Here is a 17,025-nt window from a genome sequence, read left to right as displayed (position 1 = left end):
GAGCAGGGGCGGGCGCGCCGCCGGTCATTGCGGCCCAACCGCTCTGTGCGCGGCGGGCGTTGTTCAGGCGATGTCGTCCAGGGCGCCCAGTCCCGTGAGGGCGCCCACCGGGTCCAGGTCCGGGGTGCCGCGGGGCCACCAGTCGTCCTGGGCGGGCTCGGACTCGTAGGCGTACCACAGGCCGTCGCGGCCGAGGCGGAGCTGGACGTGGCCGCGCGGGTGGGTGAGACGGTTGCGCCAGGGGCGGAACGCGGGGAGGTCGGCGGCGAGCAGCAGCGGGCGGGCCCGGTCGAAGCGGCCGGCCGGCGGGTCCCACGGCTCCTCCAGGACGGCCAGCCCCTCCAGGCCGCCCTGCCGCCAGGCCGCGACGGCACGCGCGAGGTCGGCCGGGGTGCGGCCGGCGGCCGTGGCGAGCGTGGCGTACAGGGCGCGGGTGGCGGCCGTGAGCCCGGAACCGGGGCGGGCGGCGGCCAGCCGGACAGCGTCCTGCCACAGGGTCAGCTCGCCGACCGGGTCGCGCCCGGTGCCGAGCAGCGCGTGCGCGCGAGCGGCGGCGTCGGTGGCGAGCTGGTCCAGCGCGAAGGGATCCGGGCCGCCGGGGGCCGCCGGATACACCGGGGGCTGCTCGGGGTGCGGCGGAACCGGCAACGGCGGTGGCAGGGGCGGGAGTTGGCGAGGCGCGAGGGCGTCGCCGGCGCGCAGGCCCGGCAGGGACCGCGGCTGCCGCTCCTGGGCGGCCCGGGCCGCGCGGGCGGCGCTGCGCCGGGACATCGCGTCGAGCAGCTCCTTCTCGCCCCGGCCACGCAGCAGGAGCAGTACGAACGGGTCGGCGTCGAGCAGGCGTGCCGTCTGGTAGCACAGGGCGGCGGCGTGCTTGCAGGGGTGCCCGGAGTCGGGGCAGCTGCAGCGCGGGGCGAGATCGCCGGGACCGGGCAGCAGGGGGACACCGCAGTCGGCGAGGGACTGCGGCAGCTCCTTGTCGAGCAGTGCGGCGATGTGTCCCGGCCGGTCGGCGGCGGCGTCCAGGAACCGCTCCCAGTCCTCGTCCGCGAGCGTACGGACCCGCATCTGTACGCGGTACGGACGCGGACGGCTGCCGCGCACGTACGCCAGCACGAGTCCCGGCGTCACGGTGATGGCGTCCACATGCCCCTGGTCCGCGTACCCCCGCCCGCGCATCAGCCGCTTGCCGTCCAACGCGCCCTGCTCCAGCGCACCCACCCAGGCATTTCCCCACCAGGTCCCGGCGAACGCGGCGCCTTCGCTTCCCGGCTCACGAGGCGGGAACGCCGGGAAGGTGCGGCGGAGTTCGGTGTCGCGGTGGGGGGTGGCCATGGTGGGGGGCACGTGCGGGGCGGGCGGGGTGGGCGCCGGGAGGGCCGAAGGGGGCGGGGCGGCGGTGGCCGTGGTGGCGGGTGCGGAGTACGGGCCGGCGGACGGGGACTCGGTGTCGCCGGTGCTGTCCGCCTGGGTCTCCTCCTCCGGGGTCTCGGACCACGCGGGCATCCGGAAGGCGTTCGCCAGGTAGTGCCGCATGTCGTGGACGGCCTTGACCCGGGCGGCCCGGGAGTCCGGTCCGGAGGCGGACGCAGCACGCGTCCACGAGGACGCGCCGGGCCGCGCCCGCTCATGTGCCTCCCGTCGGGCTGCCCCGGACTCAGCGGTCTCGCCCCGCAGCGCCTCGCGCCGGGCCGCACGCAGCGCTTCGCGGGCGGCGTCGGCGGGGCGGGCACCCGTCGGGGCGGCGGGGGTGGTGGCCGGAGCACCGGCATCGGCGCCCGGAGCAGCGGTGCCTGCCCGTGCGTCACCTCGGCCGTACGCTGCGGAGGCGGGGGCGGCGGCGGGGGCGGGGGCGTCCGGGGGTACGTCATCGGTCTCATGGCCCGGAGCGACAGCCGCCGAAGCCCCCTCACCGCCCCCACGCCCGGATACGCCGGCCATCGGGGCGGCCCCCCTGCCCTTCGCCGCGGAATCGGCCTCCGCCGCTGCCTCTCCCCCGCCCCGCGGAGCAGGATCGGCTTCCGCCGAGGCCACTTCCCCGCCCCGCGGCACAGGATCGTCCTCCGCCGGAGCCTCTCCTTCACCGCGTGCCCCGGCGTCCGCCCCCTCCGGCGTTTCCGCTTCGCCCCTGCCTCCTGACAGCGCAGCCCTCAGCGCCGCTCGTGCCGCGTCTCCCGGGCGCTTCGGTGTGGTGTCGGCCGGGAATTCCGCAGAGCTCTCGTCGGAGGCCGCCTCCTCGGCGGACCCGGTCCTGTCCCGTGCGGCCCGCAGGGCGCGGCGGGCGGCGTCGGCGGGGCGGTCCTGGCCGGCCGTCATGAGGTCCTCCGCAGGGAGACGAGGTCGGACAGCTCGCGGTCCGTCAGTTCGGTGAGCGCCGCCTCGCCGGAGCCGAGGACGGCGTCGGCGAGGGCGCGCTTCGCGGACAGCATCTCGGCGATGCGGTCCTCGACCGTTCCCTCGGTGACCAGGCGGTGGACCTGCACGGGCTGGGTCTGGCCGATGCGGTAGGCGCGGTCGGTGGCCTGTTCCTCGACCGCCGGGTTCCACCAGCGGTCGAAGTGGATGACATGGCCCGCACGGGTGAGATTGAGGCCGGTGCCCGCGGCCTTCAGCGACAGCACCAGCACCGGGGTCTCGCCGCCCTGGAAGCGGTCGACCATGCGTTCGCGCTCCGGCACGGGTGTGCCGCCGTGCAGCAGGTCCACCGGGACGGCGCGGGCGGACAGGTGGGCGGTGATGAGGCGGGCCATGCCGACGTACTGGGTGAAGACGAGCGCGGAGCCGTCCTCGGCGAGGAGGGTGTCCAACAGCTCGTCCAGGAGGGCGAGTTTGCCGGAACGGGCCAGGAGCCGGTCGGCGCGCGGGTCCTCCTTCAGGTACAGCGCGGGATGGTCGCAGATCTGCTTCAGGGCACCGAGGAGCTTCAGGACCAGGCCCCGGCGGGCGATGCCCTGCGCGGTCTCGATGGCCAGCATCGACTCGCGCACCACCGCCTCGTACAGGGCGGCCTGTTCGCGGGTGAGCGGTACCGGGTGGTCCGTCTCGGTCTTGGGCGGCAGCTCGGGGACGATGCCGGGGTCGGACTTCCTGCGGCGCAGCAGGAAGGGTCGGACCAGGCGGGCCAGGCGCTCCACCGCCTGAGCGTCCTCGCCGTTCTCCACCGCGCGGGCGTGCCGGGCTCGGAAGGACTTCAGCGGGCCGAGCAGTCCGGGGGTGGTCCAGTCGAGCAGGGCCCACAGCTCGGAGAGGTTGTTCTCCACCGGGGTGCCGGTGAGCGCCACGCGCGCGGGGGCCGGGATGGTGCGCAGCGCCTTGGCGGTGGCCGAGTAGGGGTTCTTCACGTGCTGGGCCTCGTCGGCGACGACCATGCCCCAGGGGTGGGCGGCGAGCAGGGCTGCCGCCGACCGCATCGTGCCGTACGTGGTGAGGACGAAGCCGCCGTCGAGGCCGTCCAGGGTGCGGTCCTGGCCGTGGAAGCGGCGGACGGGGACGCCGGGCGCGAACCGGGTGATCTCCCGTTGCCAGTTGCCGAGGAGGGAGGCCGGGCAGACCACGAGGGTCGGCTCGGGGCGGGCGCGCTTCAGGTGCAGGGCGATGAGGGTGACGGTCTTGCCGAGGCCCATGTCGTCGGCGAGGCAGCCGCCGAGGCCGAGGGAGGTCATGAGGTCGAGCCAGGCCAGGCCGCGCAGCTGGTATTCGCGGAGGGTGGCGGCGAGGCCGGCGGGCGGGTCGGCGGGGCGCAGGCCGGCCGTGAGGCGGTCGCGGAGGGCGGCCAACGCGCCGACGGGCACGGCCTCGACCGTCTCGCCGTCGACGTCGGCGGTGCCGGTGAGCGCGACGGAGAGCGCGTCGACCGGGTCGAGCAGGCCCAGTTCGCGGGTGCGGGCCTTGCGGACGAGGGCCGGGTCGACCAGCACCCAGCGGTCCCTGAGCCGTACGACGGGGCGGTGGGCCTCGGCGAGCGTGTCCATCTCGGCCTCGCTGAGCGGGTCCCCGCCGATGGCGAGCTGCCAGCGGAACTGGAGCAGGTCCTCGCTCTCGAAGAAGCCGGTGCCGTCGGTCGCGGAGCCGGGGGCGGGGCGGACCACCGCGGCGGCCGTGAGGTCGCGGGCGAGGTCCCGGGGCCAGTGCACGGCGACCCCGGCGGCGGCCAGCCGGCCGGCCGCCAGGCCGAGCAGCTCGCCCAGCTCCTCCTCGGACAGCGCCAGCACGTCGGGCACGTCCTGCTCGGCGAGCCGGTCCAGGGGCGACCACACGCGGGCCGCGCGCCGCACGGCGAGGACCGCGTCCACGCGCGCGCGAGGCCCGAGGGCGGTGTCGGCCCCGTCCGCCCACAGGGTCGCCGCGTCGGCCACCAGAGTGGGGTCGGCGAGGCTGTGCACCTGCACGATCGCGGCGCCCGCGGCACGCGCGCCGTCGCTCGCCCCGGCGTCGAAGACGTCGTACGCGGACAGGTCGAGGCGGAGCGAGATCCGCACGCCCGCGTCCATCCCCGCGGCGACCTCGGCGGCCCACTCGTGGGCCTGCGGCAGGGCCACCGGCTCCCGGGCGGCGAAGGGCCGGCCGGAGGTGTACGGGGCGGCCGGGGTGCGGGGCAGGGTGTCGGCGACCGCGTCCAGGAAGGAGCGGATCAGGGCCTCCGGCTCGGGCAGCCGGAGCGGACCGGGGTCCGGCAGGGGCACGGCGTGACCCTCCGGGGGCAGAGCGGCGGCGACCGCGCGCAGGTGAGCGATGTCGTCGGGCTCCAGGGGGCCGGCCCGCCAGGCGTCGTGGCCGCCCGGGGTGAGGCCGGGCAGCAGCCGGCCGCGGGCGACCAGTCGCAGCGCGTGCAGGGCGGCGGCGCCCCAGCAGGCCGTCGCCGGGTGGGCGGCCGGGTCGCGCCGGGCCCGGACCAGCAGCGGCAGCGCCTCGGCGAGCGGCAGCGTCAGCGCGGGGACCCGGCGGCGGCGCACGCCGGCTCCGTGGCGTCGTACGACCGTCAGCTCGGCCGGGTCCGCCTCGGTGCCGGGTCCGGTGGGCAGCGGGCCGCCGTCGGGGTCCCAGAAGGCGATGCGGCCCTCGCGCGGGAGGGGCGCGGGCAGGTAGACCGACGCGAGGCGCACCGGGACCGCGCTCCCGCCGTCGCCGGGGCCCGCCGTGCGCTCGGCCACCGCGGCCGTGCCACCGCTCATACGTCCTGCCACCTCCCGCCCGTGTACCGGATCAGTCGTCTTCGACTCTACGGGCGGGGTCTGACAACCGGCCCCGGACACCGGCCGGGGCCGGTGCTCACGGCACGGTGCGGGAGACGACGTACACCATCGGATAGTTCGGGTCGGACAGGTTCACGACGACGTCCTGGGTGGGCGCCGGGTTCTTCTGCCGGTGCGTGAGCCCCCACCAGGGGCCGGGGCCGGTGAAGTGCCAGCCGCTGACCTTCTGGTCGCGGGAGCCGATGGTGATGTCGTCCTTCTTCAGCTCGTCCCGGCGGACGCCCATCGTCTGCAGGAAGCTGTCCAGGCCCGCGGGGTTGGTGCGGAACTGCACGTACAGACGGCTGGTCTTCCAGTTGTTCGTCTCGTAGTAGGCGATGTAGTCGGCCGGGTGCGGGACGGTGACCTGGTAGAGGCGGCGCTGCACCTTCGACGGCCAGCCCGGGGTGAGGCCGGTCGCCGAGTACTTCGCCTCCTTGTCCTTGCCGCTGTTGCGGCTCTGGTTGGCGGAGATCACCAGGTAGCCGGCGGGGACGCCGATGAGCAGGACGATGATCAGCAGGGTGAGCGCGCGGCGCCTGGCCTTGTGGCGCGGGTCCTCGGCGGGGCGGCGCGGCTCGTCCGGCGGGTCGGCCTGGTGGGGCAGGGACGGGGTCATGCGCTGTCCCGGTCGCGGCGGGCCTGGGCGTACCGCTCGTAGCGCTCGTACCGCTCGACCCGGCGGCGCTTGGCCCGGCGGAACCGTCGGGCGACCAGCCGGGCCAGGTCGGCGGCGCCCACCATGCCGGCCTCGGGGCCGAGCTGGGCGCGGGTGATGCGGGCCTCGGGGCGGTAGCCGCGGCCGGTGAGGTGGCGCTTGAAGGCGTCCCGGGCCGGGCCGATCAGCAGGTCGTCGGCGGCGCTGACGCCGCCGCCGATGACGAAGCAGGACGGGTCGAGGGCGGCGGCGAGGTTGGCGATGCCGACGCCGAGCCACTGGCCGATGTCCTGGAGCAGCTCCACGCACATGGCGTCGCCCTCACGGGCCAGCTCGGTGATCAGCGGGCCGGTGATGTCGCCGATGTTGCCCTTGACGCGCTCGATGATCCCGTAGGCCACCGGGGAGTCGGCGGCGGCCAGCTCCCTGGCCTCGCGGACGAGCGCGTTGCCGGAGCTGTACTGCTCCCAGCAGCCGCGGTTGCCGCACGGGCAGCGGTGTCCGCCGGGCACGACCTGCATGTGGCCGAACTCACCCGCGACGCCGAACTTGCCGCGCTTGACCTGGCCGTCCTCCAGGATGGCGCCGCCGATGCCGGTGCCGAGCGTGATCATGACGAGGTGGTCCTCGCCGCGGCCGGCGCCGAAGCGCCACTCCGCCCAGGCGGCGGTGTTGGCGTCGTTGTCCACGAGGACCGGTACGGACAGGCGGCCGGCGAGGCGGTCGCGGAGGGGCTCGTTTCGCCAGGACAGGTGGGGGGCGAACAGGACGCGGTTGCGGTCGGCGTCGACCCAGCCCGCGGCGCCGATGCCGACCGCGTGCACGTCGTGCCGGTCGGAGAGGTCCAGGACCAGTTCGACGATGGTGTCCTCGACGACCTTGGGGCTCTTGGACTTGTCCGGGGTCTCCGTGCGGAGCTTCTCCAGGATGTTGCCGTCGGCGTCCACGACGCCCGCCATGACCTTGGTGCCGCCGATGTCGATGCCGACGGTGGGGACACGGGGGGCAGTCAGGTGTGACCGGCGCTCCCTGGTACCCACTGTGCGGAGCACGGGGGCTCGGCGGGAGCCGATGGGGGCCGTGAGGTCGCGGTAGGTGCTCATCGGGCTCGATTGTGCCGCACGCTCACTCCGAGTGCGGCGCGGGGCAGGAGGCGGGGGTGCTCGGTCGTCGCCGGGTGCGGCGTGCGTCGTGGCTGATCGCGCCCCGGGGCGGAGCCGCCGATCGTTGCGGCCCCGCGCCCCTAACCCCGCTGCAGTTCATGGCGCAGAGCGTCCAGGTCGGAGCCGCCGGCCATCTGCTGAGTCAGTTCGTCCAGCGTGATCTGGTCCCGTGTGCAATGGCCCACCATCGTGCCCCTCCTCAGGAGCACGAACCTGTCCCCCACCAGGTACGCGTGGTGCGGGTTATGGGTGATCAAGACAACGCCCAGGCCCTCGTCCCGTGCCGCCGCCACATACTTAAGGACCACACCGGACTGCTTCACGCCCAGTGCCGCCGTCGGCTCGTCCAGCACCAGGACCTTGGCGCCGAAGTGGACCGCACGGGCGATCGCCACGCACTGGCGTTCGCCGCCGGAGAGGGTGCCGATGGGCTGGTCGACGTCGCGCAGGTCGATGCCCATGCGCAGGAGTGCGGCCCGGGTCGTGTCGCGCATGAAGTCGACGTCCAGGCGCTTGAAGGGCCCCTTGCCCCTGCGGGGCTCGGAGCCGAGGAAGAAGTTGCGCCACACCGGCATGAGGGGGACCACCGCCAGGTCCTGGTAGACCGTGGCGATGCCGCGGTCCAGGGCCTCCCGCGGGGAGGAGAGGGTCGTCTCCTCGCCCTCGACGGTCAGCGTGCCGCCGTCGTGCCGGTGCAGACCCGCGATGATCTTGATCAGGGTGGACTTGCCGGCTCCGTTGTCGCCGAGGACACAGGTGATCTCCCCGGAGTCGACCTCCAGCGAGACGCCTTGGAGGGCACGCACGGTGCCGTAGTGCTTGCTGACGTCGGCCAGCCGGACGAGAGTCACTTGCTGACCTCCGCGCGCTTCTTGACCCAGGCGTTGAGCAGGGTCGCGAGGAGCAGCATCGCTCCGAGGAAGAACTTGAACCAGTCGGGGTTCCACTCGGCGAAGACGATGCCCTTGCTCGTCATGCCGAAGAGGAGGGCGCCCACGGCGGAGCCGATCGCGCTGCCGTAGCCGCCGGTGATCAGGCAGCCGCCGATGACGGCCGCGATGATGTAGATGAGCTCGTTGCCGACGCCCTCGCCGGACTGGACGGCGTCGAAGGAGAAGAGCAGGTGCTGACCGGAGACCCAGGCGCCGAAGGCGACGCCCATGTAGAGGCCGATCTTGGTCCGGGCGACCGGGACACCGACCGCGCGGGCCGCGTCCTGGTTGCCCCCGACGGCGAAGATCCAGTTGCCGGCGCGGGTGCGCAGCAGGATCCAGGAGGCGAGGGCGACCAGCCCCAGCCACCACAGGATGGTGACCTTGAAGTCGACGCCGCCGATGGTGAGGGTCGAGGCGAAGACGGCGCGGGCGCTGGGGAAGCCCTCCATGTCGCCGACGGTCTTGGTGGAGACGGTGCCGTCGATCAGCTTGGTGAAGCCGAGGTTCATGCCGGTCAGCATCAGGAAGGTGCCCAGCGTGACGATGAAGCTCGGCAGCTTGGTGCGGGTGAGCATGAAGCCGTTGAACGCGCCGACGGCCAGGGTGACCAGCAGCGAGACGCCGACGCCGACCCAGGTGTTCGCCGTCATCTGGTAGCTGAACATCGAGGAGACCAGCGCCGAGGACGTCACCAGGACACCGGCCGAGAGGTCGAACTCGCCGCCGATCATCAGCAGCGCCACGGGTACGGCCATGATGCCGATGGTCGAGGAGGCGTACAGGACCGTGCTGAGGCTGGAGGCGTGCAGGAAGCCGTCGGCGGCGAAGGCGAAGAAGAGGAAGACGGCGAGCGCGCCCACCACCGAGCCCAGTTCCGGCCGGGCGAGCAGCCTGCGCAGCGGCGAGGTGCGCAGAATCCTTTCGTCAGCGGTGGACCCGGTCGTGTCGCCGGTCCTGTCGCCGGCCGCTTCGCCGTCCGTCCGTTCGATGGTCGCGCTCACCGGGTGCCCCGCTCGGTGTACTCGGCCAGCGCGGACGCCTGGTCCTTGGTGATGATCTGCGGGCCGGTGAGCACCGGCCTGCCGCCGCCGAGCACGTCGCCGTTGTACTTGTACAGCCACAGCAGGTCGACGGCCTGGTAGCCCTGGAGGTACGGCTGCTGGTCCACGGCGAAGCCGAGGGTGCCGTCCTTCAGCTCGGCCGCGACCTTGGCGTTGAGGTCGAAGGTGTCGACCTCGGCCTTGCTGCCCGCGTCGTTCCTCGCCTTCACGGCGGTGTCGGCGTAGGGGGCACCGAGGGTCACCACGGAGTCGACGGACGGGTCGGCCTGGAGCTTGGCACCGATCGCGGACTGCACGTCCGGCATGTCGGTGCCGTTGACGTAGAGCTTCTGCAGGGTGCCGCGGAAGGTCTTGGCGACGCCGTCGCAGCGCTGCTCGTGGCCGACGTTGCCCTGCTCGTGCAGCACGCACAGGGCCTTCTTCCTCCCGCGCTCGTTCAGCTCGTCGCCGACGGCCTCGCCGGCGACGGTCTCGTCCTGGCCGATGTGGGTGAGGGCGCCGAAGGCCTTGGACTCCTCGGAGCCGGAGTTCACCGTGACCACCGGGATGCCGGCCTTCTCGGCGCGGGCGACGGCCGCCTTCATGGCGTCCGGCTTGGCGAGGGTGACGATGATCCCGTCGACCTTCTTGTCGACCGCCGCGTCCACCAGCTGCGCCTGCTGCTGGGCCTCGTCGTCGTGCGAGTACAGGAAGTCGATGTTGTCCTTGACGGCGGCCTGCTTGGCGCCGCTCTGCACGATGTCCCAGAAGGTGTCACCGTCCCCCGAGTGGGTGATCATGGCGAAGGTCCAGCGGGGCGTGTTCACCGCCGACCTGCCCTGAGCGGCGGCGGCCCTGCGGGCGTCCTCGGCCCGTTTGCCGCCGGTGCTGCTGCAGCCCGCCAGGGACACCGAGAGTGCCCCTGCGAGTGCGATGACTGCCCAGGTCCGAAACCGTGCCACGAGGCCGTGCCCTTCTTGCTGTGTGCGTGACGTGCGCGAGGGGCCGATGCGTCACACCTCAGCGGCCCCAAACGCTTCAGTATCGAACACGGGGAACACCCCTGACACGACCGGGGGCCCACCTCGGTCGCATTGTCCGGACATCAGGGCGAACGGACGGCGGCCGTCAGGACCGGACGAGCAGCTGGAACTCGAAGGAGTAGCGCGTGGGCCGGTAGGTGTGGTCGCCGAACTCCACCGCGCGGCCGGTGTCGTCGAAGGTGGTGCGCTGCATGGTGAGCAGCGGGGCGCCCTCGGCCTCGGTGAGCCGCTCGGCCTCGGCGGCCGTGGCGCCGCGGGCGCCGATGGACTGGCGGGCGCTGTGCAGGGTGATCCCGGCGGAGCGCATGAGCCGGTACAGGCCGGTCGCCTCCAGCTGGCCGGTGTCCAGGTCGAGCAGGCCGGGCGGGAGGTGGTTGATCAGGTACGCCATCGGCTCGCCGTGCGCGAGACGCAGCCGCTCGATGCGGTGGACGTCGCCGCCCTCGGTGACGCCGAGCGCGGCGGCGACCGCGGCGGAGGCCGGGACGACCGTGTTGACCAGCACCTTCGTCGCGGGGCGCTGGCCGGCCGCCTCCAGGTCGTCGTAGAGGCTGCTCAGTTCCAGCGGACGTTTGACCTGGCTGTGCACGACCTGGGTGCCGACGCCCCGGCGGCGGACGAGGAGCCCCTTGTCGACGAGGGACTGGATGGCCTGGCGGACGGTCGGCCGGGACAGACCGAGCCGCGCGGCCAGCTCGATCTCGTTGCCCAGCAGGCTGCCCGGGGTAAGACTGCCGTGCTCGATGGCGGCCTCCAGCTGCTGGGAGAGCTGGAAGTACAACGGCACCGGGGAGCTACGGTCCACACGGAGGTCGAGCGACACGGTCGGGTCCACATCTGGTTTCGGCACGGGCTCGAGCGTAGCTCCGTGATCGGTTGACGGGAAGTTGTGTAGTCCGGTTGTCCGGACATGCGCATTGACAGGGCGCCGGGTTCCGCCTCACTTTGTTTCCATGCGCATCGGGGTCATCGGTACGGGCCGGATCGGCACCATCCACGCGAGGACGCTCAGCCGCCACCGCGACGTCGGCTCCCTGATCCTGACGGACGCGGATCCGGCCCGGGCACAGGAGCTGGCGCACCGGCTGGGCGAGACGGCGGCGCCGGGGGTTGACGAGATCTTCCGGTGGGGCGTGGACGCGGTGGTGATCACCACGGCGACGGCGGCTCATGCGGAGCTGATCGGCCGGGCGGCCCGCTCGGGGCTGCCGGTCTTCTGCGAGAAGCCGATCGCCCTCGACCTGCCGGGCACGCTGCAGGCGCTCGCCGAGGTCGAGGCGGCCGGAACGATCCTGCAGATGGGCTTCCAGCGGCGCTTCGACGCCGGGTACGCCGGGGCCCGGGAGGCCGTGCGCTCGGGACGGCTCGGGCGGCTGCACACCGTGCGCGCCCTGACGTGCGACCAGGCACCTCCCCCGGCCGCATGGCTGCCGCTGTCCGGCGGGCTGTTCCGGGACACCCTGATCCACGACTTCGACGTGCTGCGCTGGGTGACGGGACGTGAGGTGACCGACGTGTACGCCACCGGCTCCGACGCCGGTCCCGCGCTGTTCCGCGAGGCCGGCGACGTCGGCACCGCAGCGGCGCTGCTCACGCTGGACGACGGCACGCTGGCGACGGCGACGGCGACCCGGCTGAACGGCGCCGGCTACGACGTGCGCATGGAGCTGGCCGGGGAGGCCGACACCGTGGTCGTCGGCCTCGACGACCGTACGCCCGTCGCGTCCACCGAGCCGACCGGGCCGCCGCCCGCCGACAAACCGTGGAGCGGTTTCCTGGAGCGGTTCGGGGCCGCCTACGAGGCCGAGCTGTCCGCCTTCGTCCAGGTGCTGCTCGGGGGGCGGCCCAACCCGTGCGACGGCGGCGAGGCCCTCCAGGCGCTGCGGATCGCCGAGGCCTGCGAGACCTCCCGGCGGGAGCGCCGCCCCGTCCGGCTGGCGGAGGTCCCGGACCGCGGACGGCCGTCGTACGACTGACGCCCGGATGCCGGGCGGCTGCCGTACGACGTGCCGGGGCGGCTGCTCACCAGCGCACCGGAAGGCTGCGCATCCCTCGCATCAGCATGCCCGGCAGCCACTCGCCCGGCGCGCCGTCGAGCGCGAGGCCGGGGGCGCGCTCCAGCAGCGTGCCCAGCGCGATGCGGCCTTCGAGCCGGGCGAGCGGTGCGCCCAGGCAGAAGTGGATGCCGTGGCCGAACGCGAGGTGGCCACGGGCGTCGCGGTGGATGTCGAACCGGTGCGGGTCGCCGTAGCGAGCGGCGTCGCGGCCGGACGCGGTCAGGCCGACCACCACGTGGTCGCCCTGCTCGATCACCGTGCCGGCGATCTCCACGGGTTCGGCCGCGTACCGGAACGTGGCGCTCTGCACCGGGCCCTCGTAGCGCAGCATCTCCTCGACGGCGCCGTCCAGGAGGCTCATGTCGGCGCGCAGGTCGGCGAGTTGGGCGGGATGCGTGAGGAGCGCGTGGACGCCGTTGCCGATGAGGTTGACGGTGGTCTCGTGGCCCGCGACGAGCAGCAGGTAGGCCATGCCGCGCAGTTCGTCCGGGGAGAGCCGGTCGCCGTCCTCGGCGGTGGTACGGATCAGGTCGCTGAGCAGGTCGTCGGTCGGAGGAGCGGAGCGCTTGTCCTCGATCAGCTCCGTGAGGTACTCGGCGAGGCGGACGACCGCGTCGTACTCGGTCTGCGAACTGGTCGGTGCCACCATCTCGTTGGACATCTTCCGGAACTCCGCGCGGTCCATGTCCGGGACGCCGAGGAGTTCGCAGATGACGGTGATGGGCAGCGGGAAGGCGAGCGACTCGATGAGGTCGGCGCGGCCTCGTGGCAGCATCTCGTCGAGCAGGTCGTCGGTGATGCGCTGGATGCGCGGGCGCAGTCGCTCCACCCGCCGCATCGTGAACGCGCGGGTGACCAGGCCGCGCAGGCGGGTGTGCCGGGGCGGGTCGACGGCCAGGAGATGCTTGCCGATCATCTCCTCGTCCAGGAACGTCGCACCGATCTCGGCGCCGTCCTTGGCCAGCCGGGGGTCGGCGAGGGCGGCGCGTGCCTCCTCGTACCCCACGATCAGCCAGGTCTCGTAGGTCTCGTCGGATCCCGGCAGCCGGACCCGGTGCACGGGGCCCTGCTCGCGCAGGCGGGCGTACACCGGATGGGGGTCGCGGCGCAGTTCGTCCGCGCACTCCCCCAGATCGATCACCCGTCGCCTGTCCATCGCTCCCCTTCCGGACTCCCCCGAGGCCTCCGGGCGTCTCCCGGTACAGGGACAACGCGCGGGGTGCCCGGTCAGTGCCCGGTCTCGTCGAGCAGTCCGGCGTCGTAGGCCAACAGGGCGATCTGGACCCGGTTGTTCAGGCCCAGCTTGGCGAGAATGCGCGAGACATGCGTCTTGACGGTGGCGACGCTCATGAAGAGCCGGTCGGCGATCTGGGCGTTGGGCAGGCCCCGGCCGACGGCCACAGCCACCTCCCGTTCGCGGTCGTTGAGGCCGGCGAGCCGCTCCCGCGCGCGGGTCCGCCGGGAGTCGGCGGCGGCGCCGGCCGCGTGCCGCATCAGCTGGCGGGTGACGGCGGGCGACAGCACCGGTTCCCCGGCCGCGACCCGGCGCACCGCGTCCACGATCTCGGCGGGCGCGGTGTCCTTGAGCACGAACCCGGCGGCGCCCGCGCGCAGGGCGTGCAGCACCTGCTCGTCGGCATGGAAGGTGGTGAGCACCACGACCTCCGGCGCGTCCGCCCGCCTGCGCAGCCGCTCGGTGGCCGCGAGGCCGTCCACCGACGGCATCCGGATGTCCATGAGGACGACGTCGGGGCGGGTCCGCTCGACCAGATCCTCGACCTCGCCGCCGTCGGCGGCCTCCCCGACGATCTCGATGTCCTCGGCGCCGCCCATCATCAGCGCGAGCCCGGCCCGCACCAGCGGATCGTCGTCTACGAGGAGGAGTCTGATCGGCGTCCCAGTCATGGGGGTCACGTAATCATGCCCACGCGTGCGTGCGGGCGCCGTCGCCGCGAACCGGTCGGGCGGCCGGGATCGGGCACCGCCGTCAGACCTGGCCCCAGGGCAGCCAGGCCCGGACCTCGAAGCCCCCGTCGGCCGTGGCGCCGTGGTGCAGCCGGCCCCCGGTGAGCGTCGCGCGTTCGGTGAGGCCGATCAGCCCCTGCCCGGAGCCGGGGACCGGCGGGGCCTCGGTCTCGGGCGGCGGGTTGGTGACCGTGAGCGTGAGGCCGTCGCCGGGGGTGCCGGTCAGGCGGAGCGTGACCTCGCTGCCGGGGGCGTGCTTGCGGGCGTTGGTCAGTGCCTCCTGGGCGATGCGGTAGGCGGTGCGGCCGACCGAGGCGGGGGCGGCGGCGGGGTCGGCGACGCGATGGTCGAGGGTGATCTTCATCCCGGCCTCCCGGCATTCGGCGACCAGGGTGTCCAGCGCGGCCAGCGTGGGCTGCGGCCGGCCGCCGGCCGCGTCGTCGGGGCCGCCGGTGCGCAGGACGCCGATGATCTCCCGCAGGTCCTGCAGGGCCTCGTGGGCGCTCTCCCTGATGACCCCGGCGGCCCGCGCGATCTCCTCGCGGGGCGCGTCCGGCCGGAACTCCAGCGCGCCGGCGTGCACGCTGAGCAGGGTGAGCCGGTGGGCGAGCACGTCGTGCATCTCCCGGGCGATCTCCTCGCGGGCCAGCCGCTGCGCCTGCTCGGCGCGCAGCCGGGCCTCGGTCTCCGCCCGGTGGGCCCGGTCCCGCAGGCTCAGCAGCAGCAGCCGCTTGGAGCGGACGAACATGCCCCAGCCGACGACGGAGACGGTGAGCAGCGCCGCGAACACCACGGCACCCGTGAAGGGCAGGCCGGACTCCGGGCGCAGCCAGTAGTAGAGGGGGACGAGGGCGAGGTCGATGCCGCCGATCCAGGCGACGTACCGGAACGGCCGGTGCACGGCGACGGTGAACAGGGCGATCATCGCGGTCCCGCCCGAACTGTCGGACAGGAACCCGACGACGATCATGGCGACGGCGAGGCCCACCGGCCGGCTGCGGCGCAGCCAGACCGCGAGGCAGGACAGGGCGCCGAGCAGTACGTCCCCGACCACGAGGGGCCGGGGCACGCCGGGGTGGCGCACCAGGCCGGCCGCGATCACCAGGAACAGCAGCAGGGCCAGCAGGAAGCAGCACACGTCGACGGCCCAGTCCCGGGCCGTGCGCCCGGGGCGCCGGCCCGCGGGGTCCGGGTCCAGCTCCCCGGCCAGGGCCGACGGGAGCATCCAGCGGCGCAGCTCGGTCCCGGAGACGGTGGGCCGGTGCGGCCTGTCCTCGTTCACGGTCGGTAAATCTACGCAGGGCGCGGGTCCGTGGCCGCCCCCGCCCGGGATCGGCTACCGAAGTCGCGGCACCGTGGACTTTCGGCGGACACGGCCCGCCCCGCGGTCCGGCATGGGGGGCGACCGCGGGGCGAGGCTTTCCGTGTCACACGTGGTGCGCTGTTCTCCCGGATCCGGTCGAGCGGCTCAGCAGCCGAAGTCGACCAGATCGAACGTGGCGTAGTGGTCGGCGGTGTAGTAGTCCTCCTGGGACTCCTCGCCGGTGACGATGCGCCGGGCCCCGCGCGTGGAGGCGCCGGGGGTCTTCACCGTGTACTCGTGGTAGTAGCCGGACGACCGGGTCGGCAGCACGCCCTCGCGGTTGGAGAAGACGGTGCCGTCCTGCGAGTACGGGAAGGGGCCGCCCTGGTCGATCAGGTCCAGGGTGTCGTGGGCCTGCGAGGGCAGGTCTCCGTAGCAGATGCCGCCGACCGACGAGGCCGCGGCGTCCGCCGTCCCGGCGGAGACGGCGCCGCCGGCCAGGAGGGCGGACAGGAGCGCGGCCGCGACGCCGATGCGTGTGGTACGTGGGGGGAATCTCATGCCCTCATGATGACGCGCGTAGACGTTGGCATGTCAACGACAAAGTTGAAGGTTTTCCTGTCGAGTTCGAGGAATTTTCGGGGAGTTAACCTGCCGCCCGGCGTCCCCACGCGGTCCCCACGAGCACCAGCGCGCCGCCCGCCAGACCGAGCGCGCCGAGCCGCTCCCCGCCCAGCAGGGTCCCGGCCGCCGCGGCCCACAGCGGCTCGGTGCCGAGCAGCAGGCCGACCCGGGAGGGGGAGGTACGGCGGACGGCCCACATCTGCACGAAGAAGGCGAACACCGTGCACAGCGCGGACAGGAACAGCAGCCCCGTCCACTGCCGTGCGCCGAAGCCGTCCGCGACCGCCCAGGGCGCCGGACCGCCGCCGACGGCCGACAGGAGAGCGAAGACGCCGACGGACGCGCCGAGTTGCACCGTGGTGAGGGGCAGCGCGCCGGCGCCCTGCACGGCCCGGATCCGGGACATGGCGAGGACGTGCAGGGTGCGGGCGAGCGCGGCGAGCAGCATCAGCAGGTCGCCGGCCGAGGGCCGGGTGAAGCCGCCGCCCTGGGTGAGCAGGACGACGCCGAGCACCGACAGGCCGGCCGCGCCGAGGAAGGCGGGGGTGGGCCGGGTACGGGTGACCGCGGCCTCGGCGAGCGGGGTGAACACCATGGTGAGGCTGATGATCAGACCGGCGTTGGTGGCCGAGGTGTGCACCACCCCGTACGTCTCCAGCAGGAAGATCCCGCTCAGCACCAGGCCCAGCAGAGCCGCGCCGCGCCACTGGGCGCCGGTGAGCGCGCGCAGGGCACGCCGGCCGGCGACGGCCAGGACGGGCAGGGCGAACGCGAACCGGACCACCAGCACGGCGAGCACCGTACGGGCGGTGGTGATGTCCTTCGCGGCGAGATAGCTGGCGCCCCAGCACACCGCGACGAGCAGGACGGGCAGGTCCGTGTGCCAGGCACGGCGCGGTGCGAGCGCGGCGCCCGGTACGGCGATCGACGACATGCGAGCGGCTCTTTCGGCTCTCCGGAGGGGTGCGGAGACGTCGGCGGCTCGCACGGGGCGCGATCACCGTAC

The 17,025-nt window shown here is 73.8% G+C and carries 14 protein-coding genes; 1 reads left to right on the top strand and 13 read right to left on the bottom strand.

The genetic code is table 11. The features are described from left to right. Positions 1-63: 63 nt before the first annotated feature. From ACIHEJ_RS09380 to ACIHEJ_RS09345, 8 genes are all read right to left on the bottom strand, one after another. Entirely contained in the window at positions 64-1,941 is a 1,878-nt protein-coding gene (locus ACIHEJ_RS09380; RefSeq protein WP_400133521.1) for an SWIM zinc finger family protein, read from the bottom strand. Between the two features lie 371 nt (positions 1,942-2,312). After that, positions 2,313-5,171, bottom strand: a complete 2,859-nt coding sequence (locus ACIHEJ_RS09375; protein ID WP_400133520.1) for an SNF2-related protein — start codon at positions 5,169-5,171, stop codon at positions 2,313-2,315. Positions 5,172-5,268: 97 nt separating this feature from the next. Continuing rightward, the gene (locus ACIHEJ_RS09370) at positions 5,269-5,850 is read right to left on the bottom strand and encodes a sugar kinase (RefSeq protein WP_400133518.1); all 582 of its coding nucleotides are present in this window, start codon (positions 5,848-5,850) and stop codon (positions 5,269-5,271) included. After that, the gene (locus ACIHEJ_RS09365; protein ID WP_400133516.1) at positions 5,847-6,992 is read right to left on the bottom strand and encodes an ROK family glucokinase; all 1,146 of its coding nucleotides are present in this window, start codon (positions 6,990-6,992) and stop codon (positions 5,847-5,849) included. The genes ACIHEJ_RS09370 and ACIHEJ_RS09365 overlap by 4 nt, the downstream gene beginning before the upstream one ends. 140 nt (positions 6,993-7,132) lie before the next feature. Continuing rightward, a complete protein-coding gene (locus ACIHEJ_RS09360; protein WP_400133514.1) occupies positions 7,133-7,903 on the bottom strand; it encodes an ATP-binding cassette domain-containing protein in 771 nt (256 codons plus the stop codon). Beyond that, a complete protein-coding gene (locus ACIHEJ_RS09355) occupies positions 7,900-8,904 on the bottom strand; it encodes an ABC transporter permease (RefSeq protein ID WP_400134009.1) in 1,005 nt (334 codons plus the stop codon). The genes ACIHEJ_RS09360 and ACIHEJ_RS09355 overlap by 4 nt, the downstream gene beginning before the upstream one ends. 80 nt (positions 8,905-8,984) lie before the next feature. After that, positions 8,985-9,989 (bottom strand): sugar ABC transporter substrate-binding protein, encoded by a 1,005-nt coding sequence (locus ACIHEJ_RS09350; protein WP_400133512.1) that lies wholly within the window; start codon positions 9,987-9,989, stop codon positions 8,985-8,987. A gap of 166 nt (positions 9,990-10,155) precedes the next feature. Further along, complete coding sequence (locus ACIHEJ_RS09345) at positions 10,156-10,893, bottom strand: GntR family transcriptional regulator (RefSeq protein ID WP_400134007.1); 738 nt, start codon at positions 10,891-10,893, stop codon at positions 10,156-10,158. A 130-nt stretch (positions 10,894-11,023) separates the two neighbouring features. Here ACIHEJ_RS09345 and ACIHEJ_RS09340 point away from each other — a divergent pair, with 130 nt between their 5' ends. Further along, complete coding sequence (locus tag ACIHEJ_RS09340) at positions 11,024-12,046, top strand: Gfo/Idh/MocA family oxidoreductase (protein ID WP_400133511.1); 1,023 nt, start codon at positions 11,024-11,026, stop codon at positions 12,044-12,046. 46 nt (positions 12,047-12,092) lie between these two features. Here the strand turns inward: ACIHEJ_RS09340 and ACIHEJ_RS09335 are convergent, their stop codons facing one another. The 5 genes from ACIHEJ_RS09335 to ACIHEJ_RS09315 form a co-directional block, all read right to left on the bottom strand. Then, positions 12,093-13,283 (bottom strand): cytochrome P450, encoded by a 1,191-nt coding sequence (locus ACIHEJ_RS09335; protein WP_400133509.1) that lies wholly within the window; start codon positions 13,281-13,283, stop codon positions 12,093-12,095. A gap of 71 nt (positions 13,284-13,354) precedes the next feature. After that, the gene (locus ACIHEJ_RS09330) at positions 13,355-14,032 is read right to left on the bottom strand and encodes a response regulator (protein WP_400133507.1); all 678 of its coding nucleotides are present in this window, start codon (positions 14,030-14,032) and stop codon (positions 13,355-13,357) included. Between the two features lie 82 nt (positions 14,033-14,114). Beyond that, positions 14,115-15,317, bottom strand: a complete 1,203-nt coding sequence (locus tag ACIHEJ_RS09325; RefSeq protein ID WP_400134005.1) for a sensor histidine kinase — start codon at positions 15,315-15,317, stop codon at positions 14,115-14,117. A gap of 243 nt (positions 15,318-15,560) precedes the next feature. Further along, positions 15,561-15,956: a ribonuclease domain-containing protein gene (locus ACIHEJ_RS09320; protein WP_400133505.1), complete on the bottom strand. Its 396-nt coding sequence runs from the start codon at positions 15,954-15,956 to the stop codon at positions 15,561-15,563. 85 nt (positions 15,957-16,041) lie between these two features. After that, a complete protein-coding gene (locus ACIHEJ_RS09315) occupies positions 16,042-16,953 on the bottom strand; it encodes a DMT family transporter (protein ID WP_400133504.1) in 912 nt (303 codons plus the stop codon). Between the last annotated feature and the right edge of the window lie 72 nt (positions 16,954-17,025).

The organism is Streptomyces sp. NPDC052301, from assembly GCF_044593395.1.
Taxonomy (GTDB): domain Bacteria; phylum Actinomycetota; class Actinomycetes; order Streptomycetales; family Streptomycetaceae; genus Streptomyces.
Note: the sequence above shows the minus strand (reverse complement) of the source record. Positions and strands in the feature narration are given on the sequence as shown.